This is a genomic window from Rhodohalobacter sulfatireducens (assembly GCF_022012475.1).
Classification (GTDB): Bacteria; Bacteroidota; Rhodothermia; order Balneolales; family Balneolaceae; genus Rhodohalobacter; species Rhodohalobacter sulfatireducens.
In genome coordinates this window covers 224237-239856 of sequence record NZ_JAKLWS010000001.1, presented here as the reverse complement: position 1 = coordinate 239856, position 15620 = coordinate 224237, and the positions used below count along the sequence as shown (strand labels likewise).

General features: G+C 43.4%; 13 protein-coding genes. 6 read left to right on the top strand and 7 right to left on the bottom strand.

What is annotated here, in order from left to right; all coding sequences use genetic code 11:
• The first annotated feature begins 97 nt into the window (after positions 1–97).
• On the top strand, positions 98–691 hold the full coding sequence (locus L6773_RS01005; protein ID WP_237851972.1) for a hypothetical protein: 594 nt from the start codon (positions 98–100) through the stop codon (positions 689–691).
• A 109-nt stretch (positions 692–800) separates the two neighbouring features.
• Here the strand turns inward: L6773_RS01005 and hemL are convergent, their stop codons facing one another.
• From hemL to L6773_RS00980, 5 genes are all read right to left on the bottom strand, one after another.
• Positions 801–2105, bottom strand: coding sequence for a glutamate-1-semialdehyde 2,1-aminomutase (gene hemL, locus L6773_RS01000; protein WP_237851971.1), 1305 nt, complete (start codon positions 2103–2105; stop codon positions 801–803).
• A gap of 150 nt (positions 2106–2255) precedes the next feature.
• Positions 2256–3140: a protease HtpX gene (gene htpX, locus L6773_RS00995; RefSeq protein WP_237851970.1), complete on the bottom strand. Its 885-nt coding sequence runs from the start codon at positions 3138–3140 to the stop codon at positions 2256–2258.
• Positions 3141–3327: 187 nt separating this feature from the next.
• A complete protein-coding gene (hemB, locus tag L6773_RS00990) occupies positions 3328–4311 on the bottom strand; it encodes a porphobilinogen synthase (protein ID WP_237851969.1) in 984 nt (327 codons plus the stop codon).
• Between the two features lie 180 nt (positions 4312–4491).
• Positions 4492–5361 (bottom strand): ChaN family lipoprotein, encoded by an 870-nt coding sequence (locus tag L6773_RS00985; protein WP_237851968.1) that lies wholly within the window; start codon positions 5359–5361, stop codon positions 4492–4494.
• Between the two features lie 205 nt (positions 5362–5566).
• The gene (locus L6773_RS00980; protein ID WP_237851967.1) at positions 5567–7231 is read right to left on the bottom strand and encodes a M28 family peptidase; all 1665 of its coding nucleotides are present in this window, start codon (positions 7229–7231) and stop codon (positions 5567–5569) included.
• 254 nt (positions 7232–7485) lie between these two features.
• Between L6773_RS00980 and L6773_RS00975 the strand changes: the two genes are divergently transcribed.
• The 3 genes from L6773_RS00975 to L6773_RS00965 all read left to right on the top strand — a co-directional run bounded on the left by L6773_RS00975 (position 7486) and on the right by L6773_RS00965 (position 10893).
• Positions 7486–8301, top strand: coding sequence for an SDR family NAD(P)-dependent oxidoreductase (locus L6773_RS00975; RefSeq protein WP_237851966.1), 816 nt, complete (start codon positions 7486–7488; stop codon positions 8299–8301).
• Positions 8302–8305: 4 nt separating this feature from the next.
• Complete coding sequence (locus L6773_RS00970; protein ID WP_237851965.1) at positions 8306–9673, top strand: aldehyde dehydrogenase family protein; 1368 nt, start codon at positions 8306–8308, stop codon at positions 9671–9673.
• Positions 9674–9900: 227 nt separating this feature from the next.
• Positions 9901–10893, top strand: a complete 993-nt coding sequence (locus tag L6773_RS00965) for a YhdH/YhfP family quinone oxidoreductase (RefSeq protein ID WP_237851964.1) — start codon at positions 9901–9903, stop codon at positions 10891–10893.
• A 171-nt stretch (positions 10894–11064) separates the two neighbouring features.
• Here L6773_RS00965 and L6773_RS00960 read toward each other — a convergent pair whose 3' ends face one another.
• Both L6773_RS00960 and L6773_RS00955 read right to left on the bottom strand, forming a co-directional pair.
• The gene (locus L6773_RS00960; RefSeq protein WP_237851963.1) at positions 11065–11736 is read right to left on the bottom strand and encodes a TorF family putative porin; all 672 of its coding nucleotides are present in this window, start codon (positions 11734–11736) and stop codon (positions 11065–11067) included.
• 159 nt (positions 11737–11895) lie between these two features.
• Positions 11896–13314 carry an ammonium transporter gene (locus L6773_RS00955; protein ID WP_237851962.1) on the bottom strand — a complete coding sequence of 473 codons (1419 nt, stop codon included), beginning with the start codon at positions 13312–13314 and terminating at the stop codon, positions 11896–11898.
• A 700-nt stretch (positions 13315–14014) separates the two neighbouring features.
• Between L6773_RS00955 and L6773_RS00950 the strand changes: the two genes are divergently transcribed.
• Together L6773_RS00950 and L6773_RS00945 are read left to right on the top strand one after the other, a co-directional pair.
• Complete coding sequence (locus L6773_RS00950) at positions 14015–14638, top strand: hypothetical protein (RefSeq protein WP_237851961.1); 624 nt, start codon at positions 14015–14017, stop codon at positions 14636–14638.
• 55 nt (positions 14639–14693) lie between these two features.
• Complete coding sequence (locus L6773_RS00945) at positions 14694–15614, top strand: Nif3-like dinuclear metal center hexameric protein (protein ID WP_237851960.1); 921 nt, start codon at positions 14694–14696, stop codon at positions 15612–15614.
• Positions 15615–15620 lie beyond the last annotated feature (6 nt).

Genomic DNA, 15620 nt, shown 5'->3' with positions numbered 1-15620 from the left:
CATGGTATTTTTCCTTAATGGCAAAACATTTTGAATTTTTGTAAGATGTGATTCCCTCAACAAATTTCATTCAGTTTCTAAAAATACCATGTCTCACATGGAAAGAGACTATTCTAAATACGGAGCACCTTTTAAACCAAGAGAGTTCTATCATATTTACAACAAGGCTGTTAGATACGATCAGTTGTTTTATAATGAAGAAAACTATAGATACTTCTTAAATAAATTTCATCTCTACACCAGAGAAGTATTCTCAGCCTATTCCTACTGTTTATTAGAAAATCATTTTCATTTTTTGATCAAGATTGATGAGAATCTTAAACCAGAAACAGTATCAGAACAGCTAAGAAAGTTCTTTATTTCATACTCTAAATCTTTCAATAAGCAACAAAATAGAAAAGGAACTCTTTTTGAAAAGCATTTAAAGAGAGTCAGGATTAATAGTGAAGAGCAATTGTTGTGGACGATCTATTATATTCATCGAAATCCAGTCCACCATCGAATTACTCCGAACTATGAAAGATTTAGATGGAGTTCCTATCCAATCATTCTCTCTGAAAAAGAAACAAATTTGAAGAGAAAAGAGATCTTAAGTCTGTTTTCTGGAAAAGAGGAATTTATTGAATTTCATCAGAGGAATATTCGTGAAGATGTGTTAAGAAAGAAAATTTCATTTCAAGAAATAGAATGAGCCGGAACAGACATGGTATTTTTTCTTAATGACAATGAATTCATCAACTTGCAAAACTTTATAGTGGTTTAAAATACTTTGCCAGTAATGAAAAATACCATGTCTACAATTACTCCCCACCAACCTTCGACTTCGCGACCGCAAGAGACTCATCCGCAGCCGAGATGGTTTTATCGAGCATCTCATTCGTAAGGGTTGTCGCCAAAAACCAGCTTTCGAATGGTGAAGGTGGCAGATAAATTCCACGTTTAAGCATTTCGTGGAAAAAGATTTTGAACAGTTCCTGGTCAGTCGTGTTGGCCGTTTTGAACCCGGTTACTTCTTGATCAGTAAAATAGACGCTCGCCATTGAACCAACTTGGTTCATGTGATAATCTATTTCATGCTGATTTAAAACAACTCTCAACCGCTTGGCCAAATATTCTGCTTTTTCTTCCAGTTCCACATACAGTTCCGGATGTTTTTCCAATGTGCTGAGCTGAGCATAGCCGGCGCTCATCGCCAGTGGATTTCCGGATAAAGTTCCGGCTTGGTACACAGGTCCGACCGGTGCCACGACATCCATGATCTCTTTCTTTCCGCCAAACGCTCCAACGGGCAATCCACCGCCAATGATTTTTCCAAAGGTCACAAGATCCGCCCACACATCAAACCGTTCCTGGGCGCCGCCGCGAGCCAACCGGAATCCGGTCATCACCTCATCAAAAATGAGTACCGTTTTGTGCTCGTCACAGAGTTCTCTCAATCCTTCGAGAAATCCCGGTTGAGGCGGGATGCATCCCATATTTCCGGCTACGGGTTCAACAATGATTGCCGCTACATTATCTTTATTCTTTTTGAGGAGTTTTTCAACGCTGTCGAGGTCATTGTAGTCGGCGTTTAGAGTGTCTTTAGCTGTTCCCTTTGTGACACCCGGGCTGCTTGGTTTACCGAGAGTCAACGCACCACTACCGGCTTTAATCAAGAATGAATCCCCATGGCCGTGATAGTTTCCTTCAAACTTTATGATTTTATCCTTACCTGTGTATCCGCGCGCAACCCGAATGGCACTCATACATGCTTCCGTTCCGGAATTTACCATCCGGACCTTCTCCACATTCGGTACCATGGCTTGAACCAGCTCAGCCATTTTGATCTCAATTTCAGTCGGTGCACCAAATGAGGTGGAGTTAAACGAAGCATCCTGAACCGCTTTGATGACGGTGGGATGAGCATGACCTAAAATCATCGGCCCCCACGAACCCACATAATCGATGTATTCATTTCCATCTTCATCGGTGATGATCGATCCCTTCGCCTTTTTGAAAAACACAGGAACGCCTCCAACGGATTTAAATGCTCGCGCCGGAGAGTTAACACCGCCCGGGATGAATTTCTGTGCTCGCTTATAGAGGTACTCGCTTTTTAGAAGCATGCTTGAGAGTATTGAGTATTAAGTAGTGAGTATTGAGAATGTTGTAAATAAAGTTCTGATTAGTATATCAGTGTATCCTAGTCTGACTATAACTTAGGAAAGCTGAGTAGCGGATCTCAATACTTGATACCCGCTACTCGATACTATCCCTTAATCTGTCATATTCTGCAATGCCGCAATTCGGTCTTCCAGTGGCGGATGGGTCATAAACAACGCTTTCAAACCACTTCGTTTTCCGCCGGTAATTCCAAATGCCTGCATCGATTCCGGTAGTTGATTTGGAACTTCACTTTCTTTTCTGAGCCGTTGCAATGCGTTGATCATACCATTGCGGCTGCCAAATCGTGCACCGGCCTCATCCGCTCGGAATTCCCGTCGCCTTGAAAACCAGAAGACAATCGTTGAAGCGAGAATCGCTAAAACAATTTCGGCAGCAATCGTCGTCAGGAAATAACCAATTCCAAAGCCTCTTTCATTTTTAAGTACAACACGGTCTACAACAAAACCGATCACCCGGGCGAGGAACATCACAAAGGTGTTGACAACTCCCTGGATCAGTGCGAGTGTGATCATATCGCCATTGGCAACGTGGCCGATTTCATGACCCAGTACCGCTTCAATTTCATCCTGATCAAATCGCTGAAGCATCCCGCTGCTGACTGCAACCAATGCTTTATTTCTATTTGAACCGGTAGCAAAAGCGTTCGCTTGTTGAGCATCAAAAATTCCGACTTCAGGCATGCCGATTCCGGCATCTCTTGCCTGGCGTTCAATGGTTCGAACCAACCACTCTTCCCTGGAGTTTTGTGGACTTTCAACCATCTTAACTCCCATCGACCATTTTGCCATTTTCTTAGACAAAAGCAGGGAGACAAATGAACCGCCCATTCCGAAGATAAAACAGAATATCAAGAGCGCCTGGAGGTTCAGCCCGGTTCCATCCAGATAGGAACCAACTCCCAAAAGGGAAAGGGTAACACTCGCAACAATGATAATTGCCAGGTTGGTGGCAAGAAATAAGAGAACTCGTTTCATAGTCAATTTCTTAATTAAATAGGGTTTAAAAGCTCCCCTCTTGAGAGGGGAAAAGTTTAACTGCGTTTAGCAGTTAGGCGAGGGGTGTGTTTTCGTGGGTTCAAGCATGTTCACGGGAACACACCCCTGATTGCTCCGCAAAAGCTTCGCAATCTGTCCCCTCTCAAGAGGGGAGGTACAATTAAATCTACAACAATCGTGCCGCATCTTTGGCGAAGTAGGTGGCGATCAGGTCGGCGCCGGCTCGTTTAAAGCCGATCAATGCTTCCAGCATCGCTTCTTCTTCGTTCAGCCATCCATTAGCCGCAGCCGCTTTGATCATTGCATACTCACCGGAAACGTTATACACGGATACCGGAATCTGTACCGCTTCTTTTACGGCGCGAAGCACATCAAGATACGGTAGTCCCGGTTTTACCATCACAATGTCGGCACCTTCTTGTTGATCGATAATCGCTTCTTTTACAGCTTCTTTAACGTTTGCCGGGTCCATTTGATATGTTTTTTTATCGCCAAATCCGGGAGCTGAATCGAGCGCATCCCGAAACGGGCCATAATAACTGGATGCATATTTCGCACTATATGCCATGATCCCCGTGTTGGGAAATCCGGCTTCTTCGAGCGCTTCACGCATCAACAAAATTCGTCCGTCCATCATATCGGAGGGAGCTACAAAATCGGCGCCCGCCTCTGCATGGCTCACCGCCATTTTGGCAAGCAGTTCCGCGCTTTCGTCATTGATGATCTCCCCCTCTTTAACAACTCCGTCATGTCCATAACTGCTATACGGGTCGAGAGCCACATCCGTCATCACCACCAAATTCGGAAAATTCTTTTTGATGGCTCGGACAGTTTGCTGCATTAGCCCATCGGGATTCAGCGCTTCTGTTCCCTCATTGTCTTTCTTCTCATCCGGAACCTTCGCAAAAAGAAGCACGGATTGAATTCCGAGTGATTGGATCTCCTCAACTTCTTCCATCAAAAGATCAAGAGTAAACCGGTAGTAATCCGGCATGGATGCAATCTCCTCTTTCTTACCATCGCCCTCCATCACAAAAAGAGGGGCGATGAAATCATCCGCTGACAAATGGCTTTCAGCCACCATTTTTCGAACAGCATCGGATGACCGAAGTCTCCGGGGGCGTGAATATGGATGTTTGAAGTCACTCATGTTATTTGATTTAATGTAGTTTTTAAATATCAATCGCTTTTTCGGTCATCCTGAGCTTGACTCAGGATCTCCTTACTTCGCTTGGAGATTCTGAAACAAGCCTGCCTGCGCTAAAGCTTTGGCAGACAGGTTCAGAATGACGGTTATTTAATATTTTTTTCTATTTCAAAATTAAGCTATTTAATAGGTTGAAGTCATATTTGATGGAACAGCCAATGTGATATCTGCGGATTGAAGCTGATCGGAATCTATATCACGAATGTCATTCACAGAAATCGTATTAATGGTCAAAACATTGATGGATTCATCTGCCTGCTGAATGTACCATACAATTCCCTCATAATCATTAGAGTGATAGGATCCGTTAAGGTGGATCATCCGGCTGTTTTCATTCAGGTTAGATAGTATAAAATGAGCCATCGTCGCATCTTTGATTGCCTGGGAATAGATCAAATTCGTGCCGCCATGCCCATGCGCCATTTGCGACATGTTTTGATAGCTTTGTAATGTCGTATCTACCTCAACCGGTAGTGGGGCGATCCACTCTTTAGCAGAACTGCTAAGCGAATCCAACGTGTTTAACCCGTCGCGATAAACCGATGACGCGTAACGTCGTGGAATGTTTGTGGCGATCAAACGAATTTCATTTCCCTTAGCAAACTCGAGGACCGGTTTATAATCTGTAGAGTAGTTATCCCAAAGCCGAGCTTCACGTTCAAAACTACTTTGGCTAATGCGATCTCCAAAGTACTCATCAATCAGAATCTGCTGATCTGCTTCAAACATCTCCATTCCAATCAGAAGTGATGTAGTGCTGTCTGATGAAAGAGTCTGAATCAGCTCAAGCTGAAGCCAATGTGCGATGGCGTTGTCATGTTGCTCGCCAAAGAAAATCAGGTCATTCTCTTCTGATTCATTCACAAGCTCCTCGTATGAAATAACCTCTCCATTTTTATCGTAGAGAAGGTAAGCGGGTTTGTCTGGTTGAGCCTGTATAGTGGCACAAAAGACAAATGCCAGCAGGAAAAATGTGAGTATTGTTTTGCTCATTATTGAATATTGTTAAACTTCTTCTCATTCCGAAGCTCCTGCTTCGGAATGCCAAACGGAAGCTCCGCTTCCTATCAAAAAATAGAAGCAGAGCTTCAGACACTATGATCCGAAGGAGGTCAACTACGCCAAGGCTTCGATGACCAGGGACCTTCGGATCAAGCAAAACCAAAAATACATTTACTAAATGAAGGCACCGTTAAGTTTAAGGAGCCTCTTCAAGCATCTCTTCACGAACGGCCTCAAATTCATCACCGGAATACCATTCCATCATTTCGTTTCGATTGAGGATGTCGAAACTTGTTCGGAAAAAAAGCCTTACGTCCTGCTCCATTCCGGACAGGTCCCAAAGCTCATTGATCTCATCATTCACCGAGTGATAGTTGGCGGTGTCTAAACTGTCGACCGTCTCACTCCAATCGTCCGGTTTGTTGATATATTCCTGTCCCGGATTCGGAAAGACGGCTGGAATGCCGATCTGAGCTAAAGCAAAATGATCAGACCGGTAAAAATATCCCTGTTCAGGGTACGGATCGGGCGCAATGGTCCGATCCCCCATCTGGGCGTAATCTTCAAAGACATCGGTAATTGTATTTCGTCCATATCCAACCAAAACCACGTCTTCAGTCTGGCCATATACCTGCATACCGTCCAGGTTAAAATTAGCAGTCACATTCCCGGGATGAACTGTGGGATTTGCCGCCCAGTATTTAGATCCCAAAAGCCCCATCTCTTCGGCTCCAACGAATAGAAATAATGCACTTCTTTGCATTTCAGGCTGAACCATTTTGTATGCTTCTGCAAGATTCAATAATGAACTCACCCCGGCAGCATTGTCAAGCGCGCCATTGTTGATCGAATCACCCTCAACAGGATTCGTAATTCCAAGATGATCGTAATGGGCGGTAAAGATGAGGTATTGATCCATTAAATCCGGATCATTCCCCTTGATCTCTCCCAGTACGTTTCGGGAAGACATATTGCTGTAATTGGCCTCCAGGTCTACATCAACCGTAATCCCGTCAAGCGGTACCGGCTGAAATTCAGGATCATCGGCCGCTTCGAGCATCTCATTCAAATTCAGTCCGGCTGCTTCAAATAGTTCGGCACTGACAGGCTCAGTCAGCCAGCTATTAAAATCGGGCATGGTTTCAGCTTCGCCCTCTTCGCTCTTCAGGTAAAACTGTTCACCGCTCCAGCTGTTGGATACTACATTCCATCCATATCCTGCAGTGGGTGTGGTGTGGATGATGATAGCCCCAAGTGCTCCCATGTCGGCCGCTTTTTCAAATTTATAACTCCAGCGGCCGTAGTAAAGTCGTCCTTCTCCTCCAAAGATGTTCTCATCGTAAGAAGGATCGCTGTTTTTAAAGACCAATACTTTGCCTTCAATATCGGCATCTTTATAATCGTCCCAATCAAATTCCGGTGCCTGTATTCCATATCCTACATAAAGGAGTTCGGCGTCATTCACATCGACCTGTTCCGCCTCGTTGGCAGGCCAGGCTACAAAATCAGCCCGAAACTCCAGGTCATTCAGAACCTGTCCGTTTTGTTTGAGAGTGTATGAAGCAGAAGAGGGTTCAACCGTTTGGCCCAAAAGTGGAAACTCCTGGACGTAGGAACCATTATCCATTCCGGGAGAAACGCCTAAACTTTCGAGCTCATTAACAAGATAGTTGACCGTTTTTTCCTCTCCTTCGGAAGCGGTTGCCCGCCCTTCGAATTCATCAGAAGAGATTACTTCGATATGACTCAGCAATTTTTCTTCTGTAATTGATTGGGCAGCTTCTTCGGTTTCCGGGGAGGATTGACATCCGCTGATCAGGAGTGCCGGGAAAATGATAAAGCAATAAAACAGTTTGTTCATAGGAAGTAGTTTGTTTCAATTTTATGAAAAATAAGGTTTTCGCCCACAACGTGACAATTAAAAGGACTAAAGTAAATCAACTAGCTTGGAGGCATTATATTTTTTTATAAGTTGGAATGAATGGTAATATCATTCTGTACTTTTAGACATATCACCAGAGATTTAATGGTAAGAAAAAGGCAATCTCATTAAACCGAGATCATTCATAAAAACATTTTTCACAGGCCATTATATTTTGTAAGCTTTTAGAAGAGATGATGGACTACTATCAACATAAAACTATTCTGATAACCGGTGCTGCAAGTGGAATCGGTAAACGATTTGCAGAAAGGGTGAGCGGTGTACCGGGTGTTACTCTTATTTTGTGGGATTTGAACGCTGATTCGCTGAATGAAACGGCCGACGATTTAATGGAAAACTGTAAAGTTGATAGATCTATTATCGACATCACGGATGCCAATCGAGTTGAATTGGAGGCAGAACGATTAATCAAACAAAATCTGACCCCCGATATCATTTTAAACTGTGCCGGTATAGTTACAGGTAAACTGTTTCAGGAATACAGGTACCACGAAATTGATAAAACACTTCGCGTAAATGTGAGTGGCAGTATGTTTGTGGTTCGGGCTTTTATAAACAGAATGATTGAGCGAGGCTCAGGCCACATCGTGAACCTGGCATCAGCTTCAGGTTATATCGGGAACCCAAGAATGAGTGTGTATGCCGCAAGTAAATGGGCTGTTTTGGGATGGTCGGATTCTCTCTATTTGGAGATGAAACAAAATCACACCGGTATTGATATTACCACTGTCATTCCCAGCTACATTGATACGGGAATGTTTGAAGGAGTGAAGGCGCCGCTGCTGACACCAATCCTGAAAACCGAGGATATCGTGAACCGAATGCTGAAGGGAATTGCAAAACGAAAACGCTCGATTAAAGCTCCGTTTATGGTGCGATTGACACCCGTTTTAAAAGGAATACTGCCTGCTTCTTTTTTCGATTGGATAGCTGGACGCATTTTTGGCGTATATCAAACAATGGATTCCTTTAAAGGACGAAATAATTAAGAGTATGAATATTGAGCAGGTTTTTGAAAATCAAAAGAACTTTTTTCGTAAAGGAAATACTCGCAATTTTGAAGTTCGAAAAGCCAACCTTGAAAAGCTTCGGGATCTTATAGCTAATAACGAAAAGGAGTTTTGTGAGGCTGTAAAGGCTGATTTTGGAAAGCCCTATTTCGAGTCATTCTCCACGGAGATTTATACAGTTCTTCACGAAATAGACTACCATCTAAAAAATCTGAAAAAGTGGATGGAGCCGGAAACCGTGGGTAGTTCAATAGTTACGTTTCCAAGCAGAAATAAAATCTATAAGCAACCGCTCGGAACGGTTCTAATTATTGGGGCATGGAACTATCCAATTCATTTGACACTTATGCCGTTGGTCGGCGCAATTTCTGCCGGGAATACAGCCATACTTAAACCATCTGAAATAGCACCGGAAACATCATCTGCTCTTAAGTCATTGATATCTGAATCTTTTGATACAGGTATGATAGCTGTTGTTGAAGGTGCTGTTGATACAACGACCGAACTTCTGAATCAACCCTTCGACAAAATCTTTTTTACGGGAAGTTCACGGGTTGGAAAAATTGTAATGAAAGCTGCAGCGGAGCAACTCATACCGGTAACATTGGAATTGGGTGGAAAGAGTCCGGCAATTGTCCATGAAGACGCCGATATCGAGGTATGCGCCAGGAGAATCTGGTGGGGGAAAACCATCAATGCAGGCCAGACGTGTGTGGCACCGGATTTTGTAGCAGTTCATAAATCGGTTCGAAATGAATTCATAGATCAATCCAAAAATGTACTGTCTCAATTTTTCAGGGATGATTATCACCCGGGCGGGAACTACACAAAAATCGTCAATGAATCTCACTTCGATCGCCTTCAAAATTTATTGGATCAAAGTGAAGTGATATTTGGTGGAATCAGCAATAAAGAAAATCTTTTTATAGAACCGACAATTATTCAGGCTGATTGGGGTTCGGAAATCATGCAGGATGAAATTTTTGGCCCGTTGATGCCAATATTAACCTACTCTGATCCATCCGAGCTTATTGAAAGGCTCAGAGACAGGCCATCGCCACTGGCGCTTTACCTGTTTACAAAAGATACAGAGTTAGAAGAACGGATTATTGATGAAGTGCCTTTTGGGGGAGGTTGCATTAATGAAACGGTTCAGCATTTAGGGAATCCGAATCTTCCATTTGGCGGAGTTGGGTCAAGCGGAATGGGGTCGTATCACGGTAAATATAGTTTTGATACATTCAGCAGAAATAAATCCATCATGAAAAAGCCATTCTGGCCTGATCCCGATTTTCGGTATCCACCGTATGATGATATGATTGTGTCTTGGTTTAAGAGGATTTTTTCTTGAAAAGGGATTCCCCGCGGGCCCTGCGAACACTGCTGTTAAAATAGAACCGCTGTGGGCGCTGAGGATCGCAGGGGATGGTTAAACATCTTTTTTATGATTCGGAGCATGAAAGTAGTTTGAAGCCATTGTCATCCCCCGAGTTCATTCGCTACCCCGAGGGATGCCTTTGGCAAACGCTCATTTCACTTTCCCCCTTCGAAGGGGGAATTTATTTCAAAACAAATCATATGAAATCAAAAACCTATAAAGCACTTGTCGCGGAAGAGAAAGCTGGAGAGTTTGTTCAGTCAGTCAAAAAGCTGAATACAACAGACCTGCCGGAGAATGATGTGTTGATTCGGGTTCACTATTCTTCCCTCAATTATAAAGATGCGTTATCCGCCACCGGTCACAAAGGAGTTACAAAACACTACCCGTTCACACCGGGAATTGATGCGGCAGGTGTTGTGGAAGAAAGTAAAGATGAGAGGTTTCAAGCCGGGGACAAAGTAATCGTGACCAGTTATGATTTGGGAATGAACACGCCGGGAGGATTTGGACAGTACATATCTGTACCCGGAGACTGGATTGTACCTTTACCGGGTGGATTGACATTGAAAGAGAGCATGATGATCGGAACGTCCGGGTTGACGGCGGGTATCGGTGTTGAGAAGATTTTGGGTCAGCAGGTGAAAAGAAAGAGCGGTAGTGTGCTTGTGACCGGAGCAACCGGAGCTGTGGGGTCATTTGGAGTCGCCCTGTTCTCTCACTTAGGATATGAGGTTACAGCTGCAACCGGCAAAATGGATCAAACAGGTTTATTGAAAGATTTGGGAGCTGCTGAAGTGATTCATCGGGATAATGTGACAAGGATTGAAAACAAACCGATGCTATCCTCGAAGTGGGTGGCTGCGTTGGACACGGTTGGCGGAAAAATGTTGGATGCGGTTTTGAGGCAAACATCTCACAATGGTGTGGTTGCCTGTTGCGGAAATGTATTAGGCCATGAATTACATACAAATATCTACCCGTTTATTTTGAGGGGGGTCAGCCTAATGGGAATTGATTCGGGAATTACCTTGATGAGAGACCGGATTCGCATTTGGAAAAAACTTTCAAAAGATTGGAAGCCCGGTAATCTTGAAAAATTCTGCAGAGAGGAGCCTCTTGAAAACTTACCTGGTGAGATTGGCCGAATTCAGAATGGAGAGCAAGTTGGGAAAGTATTGGTGCATTTATAAGTCTAAACCTGACGGGCTTAACATCCCTCTGTGTTTTTCAAGAACAGTTGAAAACACTTTCTCTCCGTTAGCTGACGGAAGAATAAAAAACCAGGCAAATACGTCAATATTTGCCTGGTCCGGAGTAGAAAAATAGGATGGTTTTTCTACGTGTGAATAAGTTGTTTTTTGTTAGAGAGAGAAACCTGCAAGAATATAAAACTGCTCTGTATCGGGATTAAGAACTACAGCTCCGCTAATCGGCAGAGAAAATGAATCGGTGATCTGTATCTCTTTAGAGGCACCTACTCCAACGTTCACAATCGCAAAATCGCCATCAGTTGAGTGCCAGCCGTCTCCACCCCCAACAAATACGGGGCCGTATCCAAGTTCAAAGTAAGTGTCGCCACCGGCTGAACCTGCGCCTGCTGCTTCATTTAGAATGTAGTTTGCAGAGATTGAGAAATCGCCCGATGAAAAACCTCCGTTGAGTTCAAAGGCGTGACTTTCGCCATCGAAGTAGAGCGAACCGGGATAATAGTAATCCGTAATTCCAAGGCTCAGCCCGAAATCAAAATCGTAAGAAGCGTAGAGGTCCATCTCCTGGAAACCGGGACTTCCGGCGTTTCCGTCAATTCCCTGGGATCCCCATGCGCCTAAAGTAAATCCACCTGCAGTGAAATCTACGTAAGGCTGAACGGAGGGACCGGAATAAGCAACACCACGCCATACATACGTGCTGTAGAAGTCAACGCCGGGTGAAAGTTCCTGGGCTTGAACATTCTTAACGGCAACGGTACTGCCGATAATGACTGTAAGAACTACAGTTAATAAAAGAGATTTTAAAAGTTTCGTTAGTTTCATAGTAAAATATGGTTGAGGGGTTAATTAAGATAAATGATTTAAAAATCTTACTCGGTAAATTAGGTATTGAATAGTCTTAGGAAGTAAGTTAAAGTCCTGTTCTTGCATGAAGAACAGGACTTTAATTCGTTAAAAAACTTGAATTAATATCAGATTGGATTAATCTGCAAAAGCACCCAACTCTGAGGTTTTAACAGGTGAGAAGTCTGGGTAAGCTTGATTCCCATGTTCTGAAATATCAAGACCGTCAGATTCAATCTCCTTGGATACCCGTACGCCAACAGCCGCTTTGATAGCTCCAAAAACAATAAAGGAGAAAACAAATGTGAAGGCAACGATACTCAACGTTCCTAACAATTGAACGCCAAAACTTACATCAGGTGAGAAAATACCTACTGCTACAGTACCCCAGATACCGCAAACACCATGAACGGAGATTGCACCAACAGGGTCGTCGATTCTGAGTTTGTCGAACATAAGGATTGACAATACCACGATGATACCTGCAATGGCACCAATCATCACAGCGTCCATCAGGGAAACTGCATCTGCACCGGCAGTAATACCCACCAAGCCGGCCAGAATTCCGTTAAGGGCCATAGGAGCATCCAGAGATTTCATAACTATTTGTGTAGTTACCATAGAAGCTAATGCACCGGCACAAGCAGCTAAAGCAGTCGTTACAAATACATAGGAAACGGTAGCTGGATCTGCATTCAATACAGAGCCGCCGTTAAATCCAAACCATCCAAGCCAGAGAATAAATACACCCACGGTTGCAAGTGGAATGTTGTGAGCGGGTATACCATGTGTGGTACCGCCTACATACTTACCGGTTCTGGCACCCAAAAGGATTACACAGGCAAGACCGGCTGCACCTCCAACTCCGTGAACGAGGGTAGAACCAGCAAAGTCGTAAAAACCCATAGCGTCTAACCAGCCACCGCCCCATACCCAGCTTCCGGTAACAGGATAGCTGAATGCAAGGAGCAGAACCCCGAAAACCATGAACGAGGACAATTTAATACGCCCCGTAACACAACCGGAAACTATAGTAGCAGCAGTAGCAGCAAACATGGCCTGAAAGATGAAATCAGACCAAATTGTCATATCCATACCATAGGCAGGGGTTAGCATGGCTACCGGATCAGAAGGATCAAAACCGATCCCAAATCCTCCAAAGCCAAAGACCCCGTTAAAGTCCCCCGGATACATAATCTGGAAGCCGACAAAGGCATAGAGTAAAATACCAACAGTAACTATAAAGACATTTTTATAGATAACATTGACTGCATTTTTTGATTGAGTTAAGCCACTTTCAACGGATGCGAATCCCAAGTGCATCATGAGAACCATAAATGCAGCGATCAGAATCCACAGGTTATCAATTGTAAACTTGATAAAGTCTGTGGATGCCTGGAACTCTTCCATTGAGTTGTATTCATTTCCATTCGTTTGAATTACTGTAGTCGTTGCAGCTTCTTCAGTTGTTAAAGCCTCCGTTTCAAAGACATCAAACGCAGATGCGCTCAACAGCAAAACCAGTAATGTTAATATTATTCCATATCGTAGCTTCATTCTAAAATAAAACTTTAATTAAGGTTGATTGAGTTTAAAAAGTTAGAGATAAGCCGTTTAGGCTCGAACTAAATTAATTAGGTTAAATCAATAATCAAATAAATTATTAAGTCATAAAATTAATCATGCATTATTTTTAAAGTTATGCTTGAGTTTTAAATAAAATATATTTATGGAACCGCTTCCGAAGTTAAATTGGCGGTTTGTGGATAAACCCCTAATAAATGGTGGATAAGAGGGCTAAAACATTATTTTTTAATGTTTATTCGGAAATGTGGAGAAGTGGATAAATGCGTTAAAAGGGAAAAATGGATGGAAACTCAAAAACAGTAAAAAGCATCGTCGAAGGGTGGGGATTATTGCCCTAAATTATTAAGTTTTTTTGATCATCTGCCAAAATTATTTTAGTTCATATTGCGAATTCTGTGCGTGGATACCCGCAAACCGTCTGCTTTTTGCTGCTTTAAGCGGCTAACCTGAAGAAAAATCAAACTCAAATATTCATCTTAAAAGGGTGATGATTTTGAGGGGGTATGGTTTTCATACAGAATAAGGTTAACTGAACTAATAGTGATATAGAAAGAAGGTGTAAGTGGAGTTTAAATAATAGGTTTTTAATCAACCGGGCAGGGTATGGAAATAGAGCAGGAACAATAGTATGTTAGTCATCAAACATTTAACAGTGAATGGAGGAGTTGTAATGAGACGATTTTTAGTAGGATGTACAGTAATACTAGTATTAATATGGGTTGATCCGCTTGCTGCCCAAAATGAAATTCCCTCTCCCGAAAAACAGATTGTAGCTGCAGTGAGCCCTGCACCTGCAGAGATGAAGAATGGTGCTACTGTTTTGGGCTATGATCAAAACGGAGATTTGGTAACGTTGAGGGAAGGTACCAATGAATTAATCTGCATTGCAGATGATCCGAATGTAGATCGATTTCACGTAGCCTGTTATTTTAAAGAGATGGAGCCCTTTATGGAAAGGGGACGAGAACTCCGTGCAGAAGGCCTGTCAAGAGAAGAGGTGATGGCAATTCGAAAACAAGAGATAGAATCGGGTGAACTGTCGTGGCCGGATAAACCGATGGCGCTCTATTCACTTTCAGGCTCAGACAGTGGATACGATTATTCAAGAGATCAGCTCAATTCTGCCAGTCCGCTTTATGTAGTATATGTTCCCTATGCTACTGAAGAGAATACCGGAATTGCTACGAAACCTGCAAGCGAGGGAGCTCCCTGGCTGATGAATCCCGGTGAACCATGGGCCCATATTATGATCAGTACCGGGCGAACGTTAGGTGAGGAATCGTCAGATGAATAATTAGATCATCAAATGAACGTTCTATTTTGAAAAGAGCTCATTTAAGTGGTATTTAATGAAGGAAAAGAAACAAAAAGCTACGGAGTCAAAAACACGAAGAGAGTTCATCTCCGATATCTCGAAAGCTTCTGCCGGGGGATTGTTATTGAGTATTCCGTTCAGGCAGGCATCTGCTCAAAACAAAACGTGGACGGTGGGCGAAATCATGGATCGCTTTATTGAGGAGTCCACCGGTGAGCCGTTGACGGAAACTGTGGATACACTGAAGGCCGGGAGCAGAGATATAGAAGTGACGGGCATCATCACAAGCATGTTTGCCACCATTCCGGTTATTGAGTATGCAATCCAGATTGGAGCGAATTTTATCATACCGCACGAGCCCACATTTTACAATCATCTCGACGAAACCGATTGGTTGGAGGATGACTCCACCTATCAGTACAAATCGAATCTGCTTGAGGAGAACGAGATTGCAATCTGGCGAAACCATGATTACATCCACCGCCACAGCCCGGATGGCGTTTACAGTGGCCTGCTCGATAAATTGATGTGGAAACCATATGTAGTGGAGGAATCGAGTCCGCGTATCCTGGAAATCCCGGCACTTTCATTGACTGAATTGATTACGCACGTTAAGGCAAGGCTGGGAATTGATACTGTTAGATACTTCGGGAATAGCAATCATGTTTGCGAGAAAGTACTTCTGCTGCCCGGAGCCATGGGAGGTGAAAATCATATCCGATTGATCAAGGAGAATGATCCGGATGTTGTGCTGATTGGCGAATCAACGGAATGGACAACTCCTGAATATGTCCGTGATAGAACTGCTTCAGGCAAAGAAACTTCACTCATTGTTCTCGGCCACACAGACAGTGAAGATCCCGGTTCAATCTACATGAAAGACTGGCTGCTAAAGAATCTCCCCGGGGTTGATGTGACGCATATAAATTCCGGAAATCCGTACAGATTTGGGTGAGTTAAA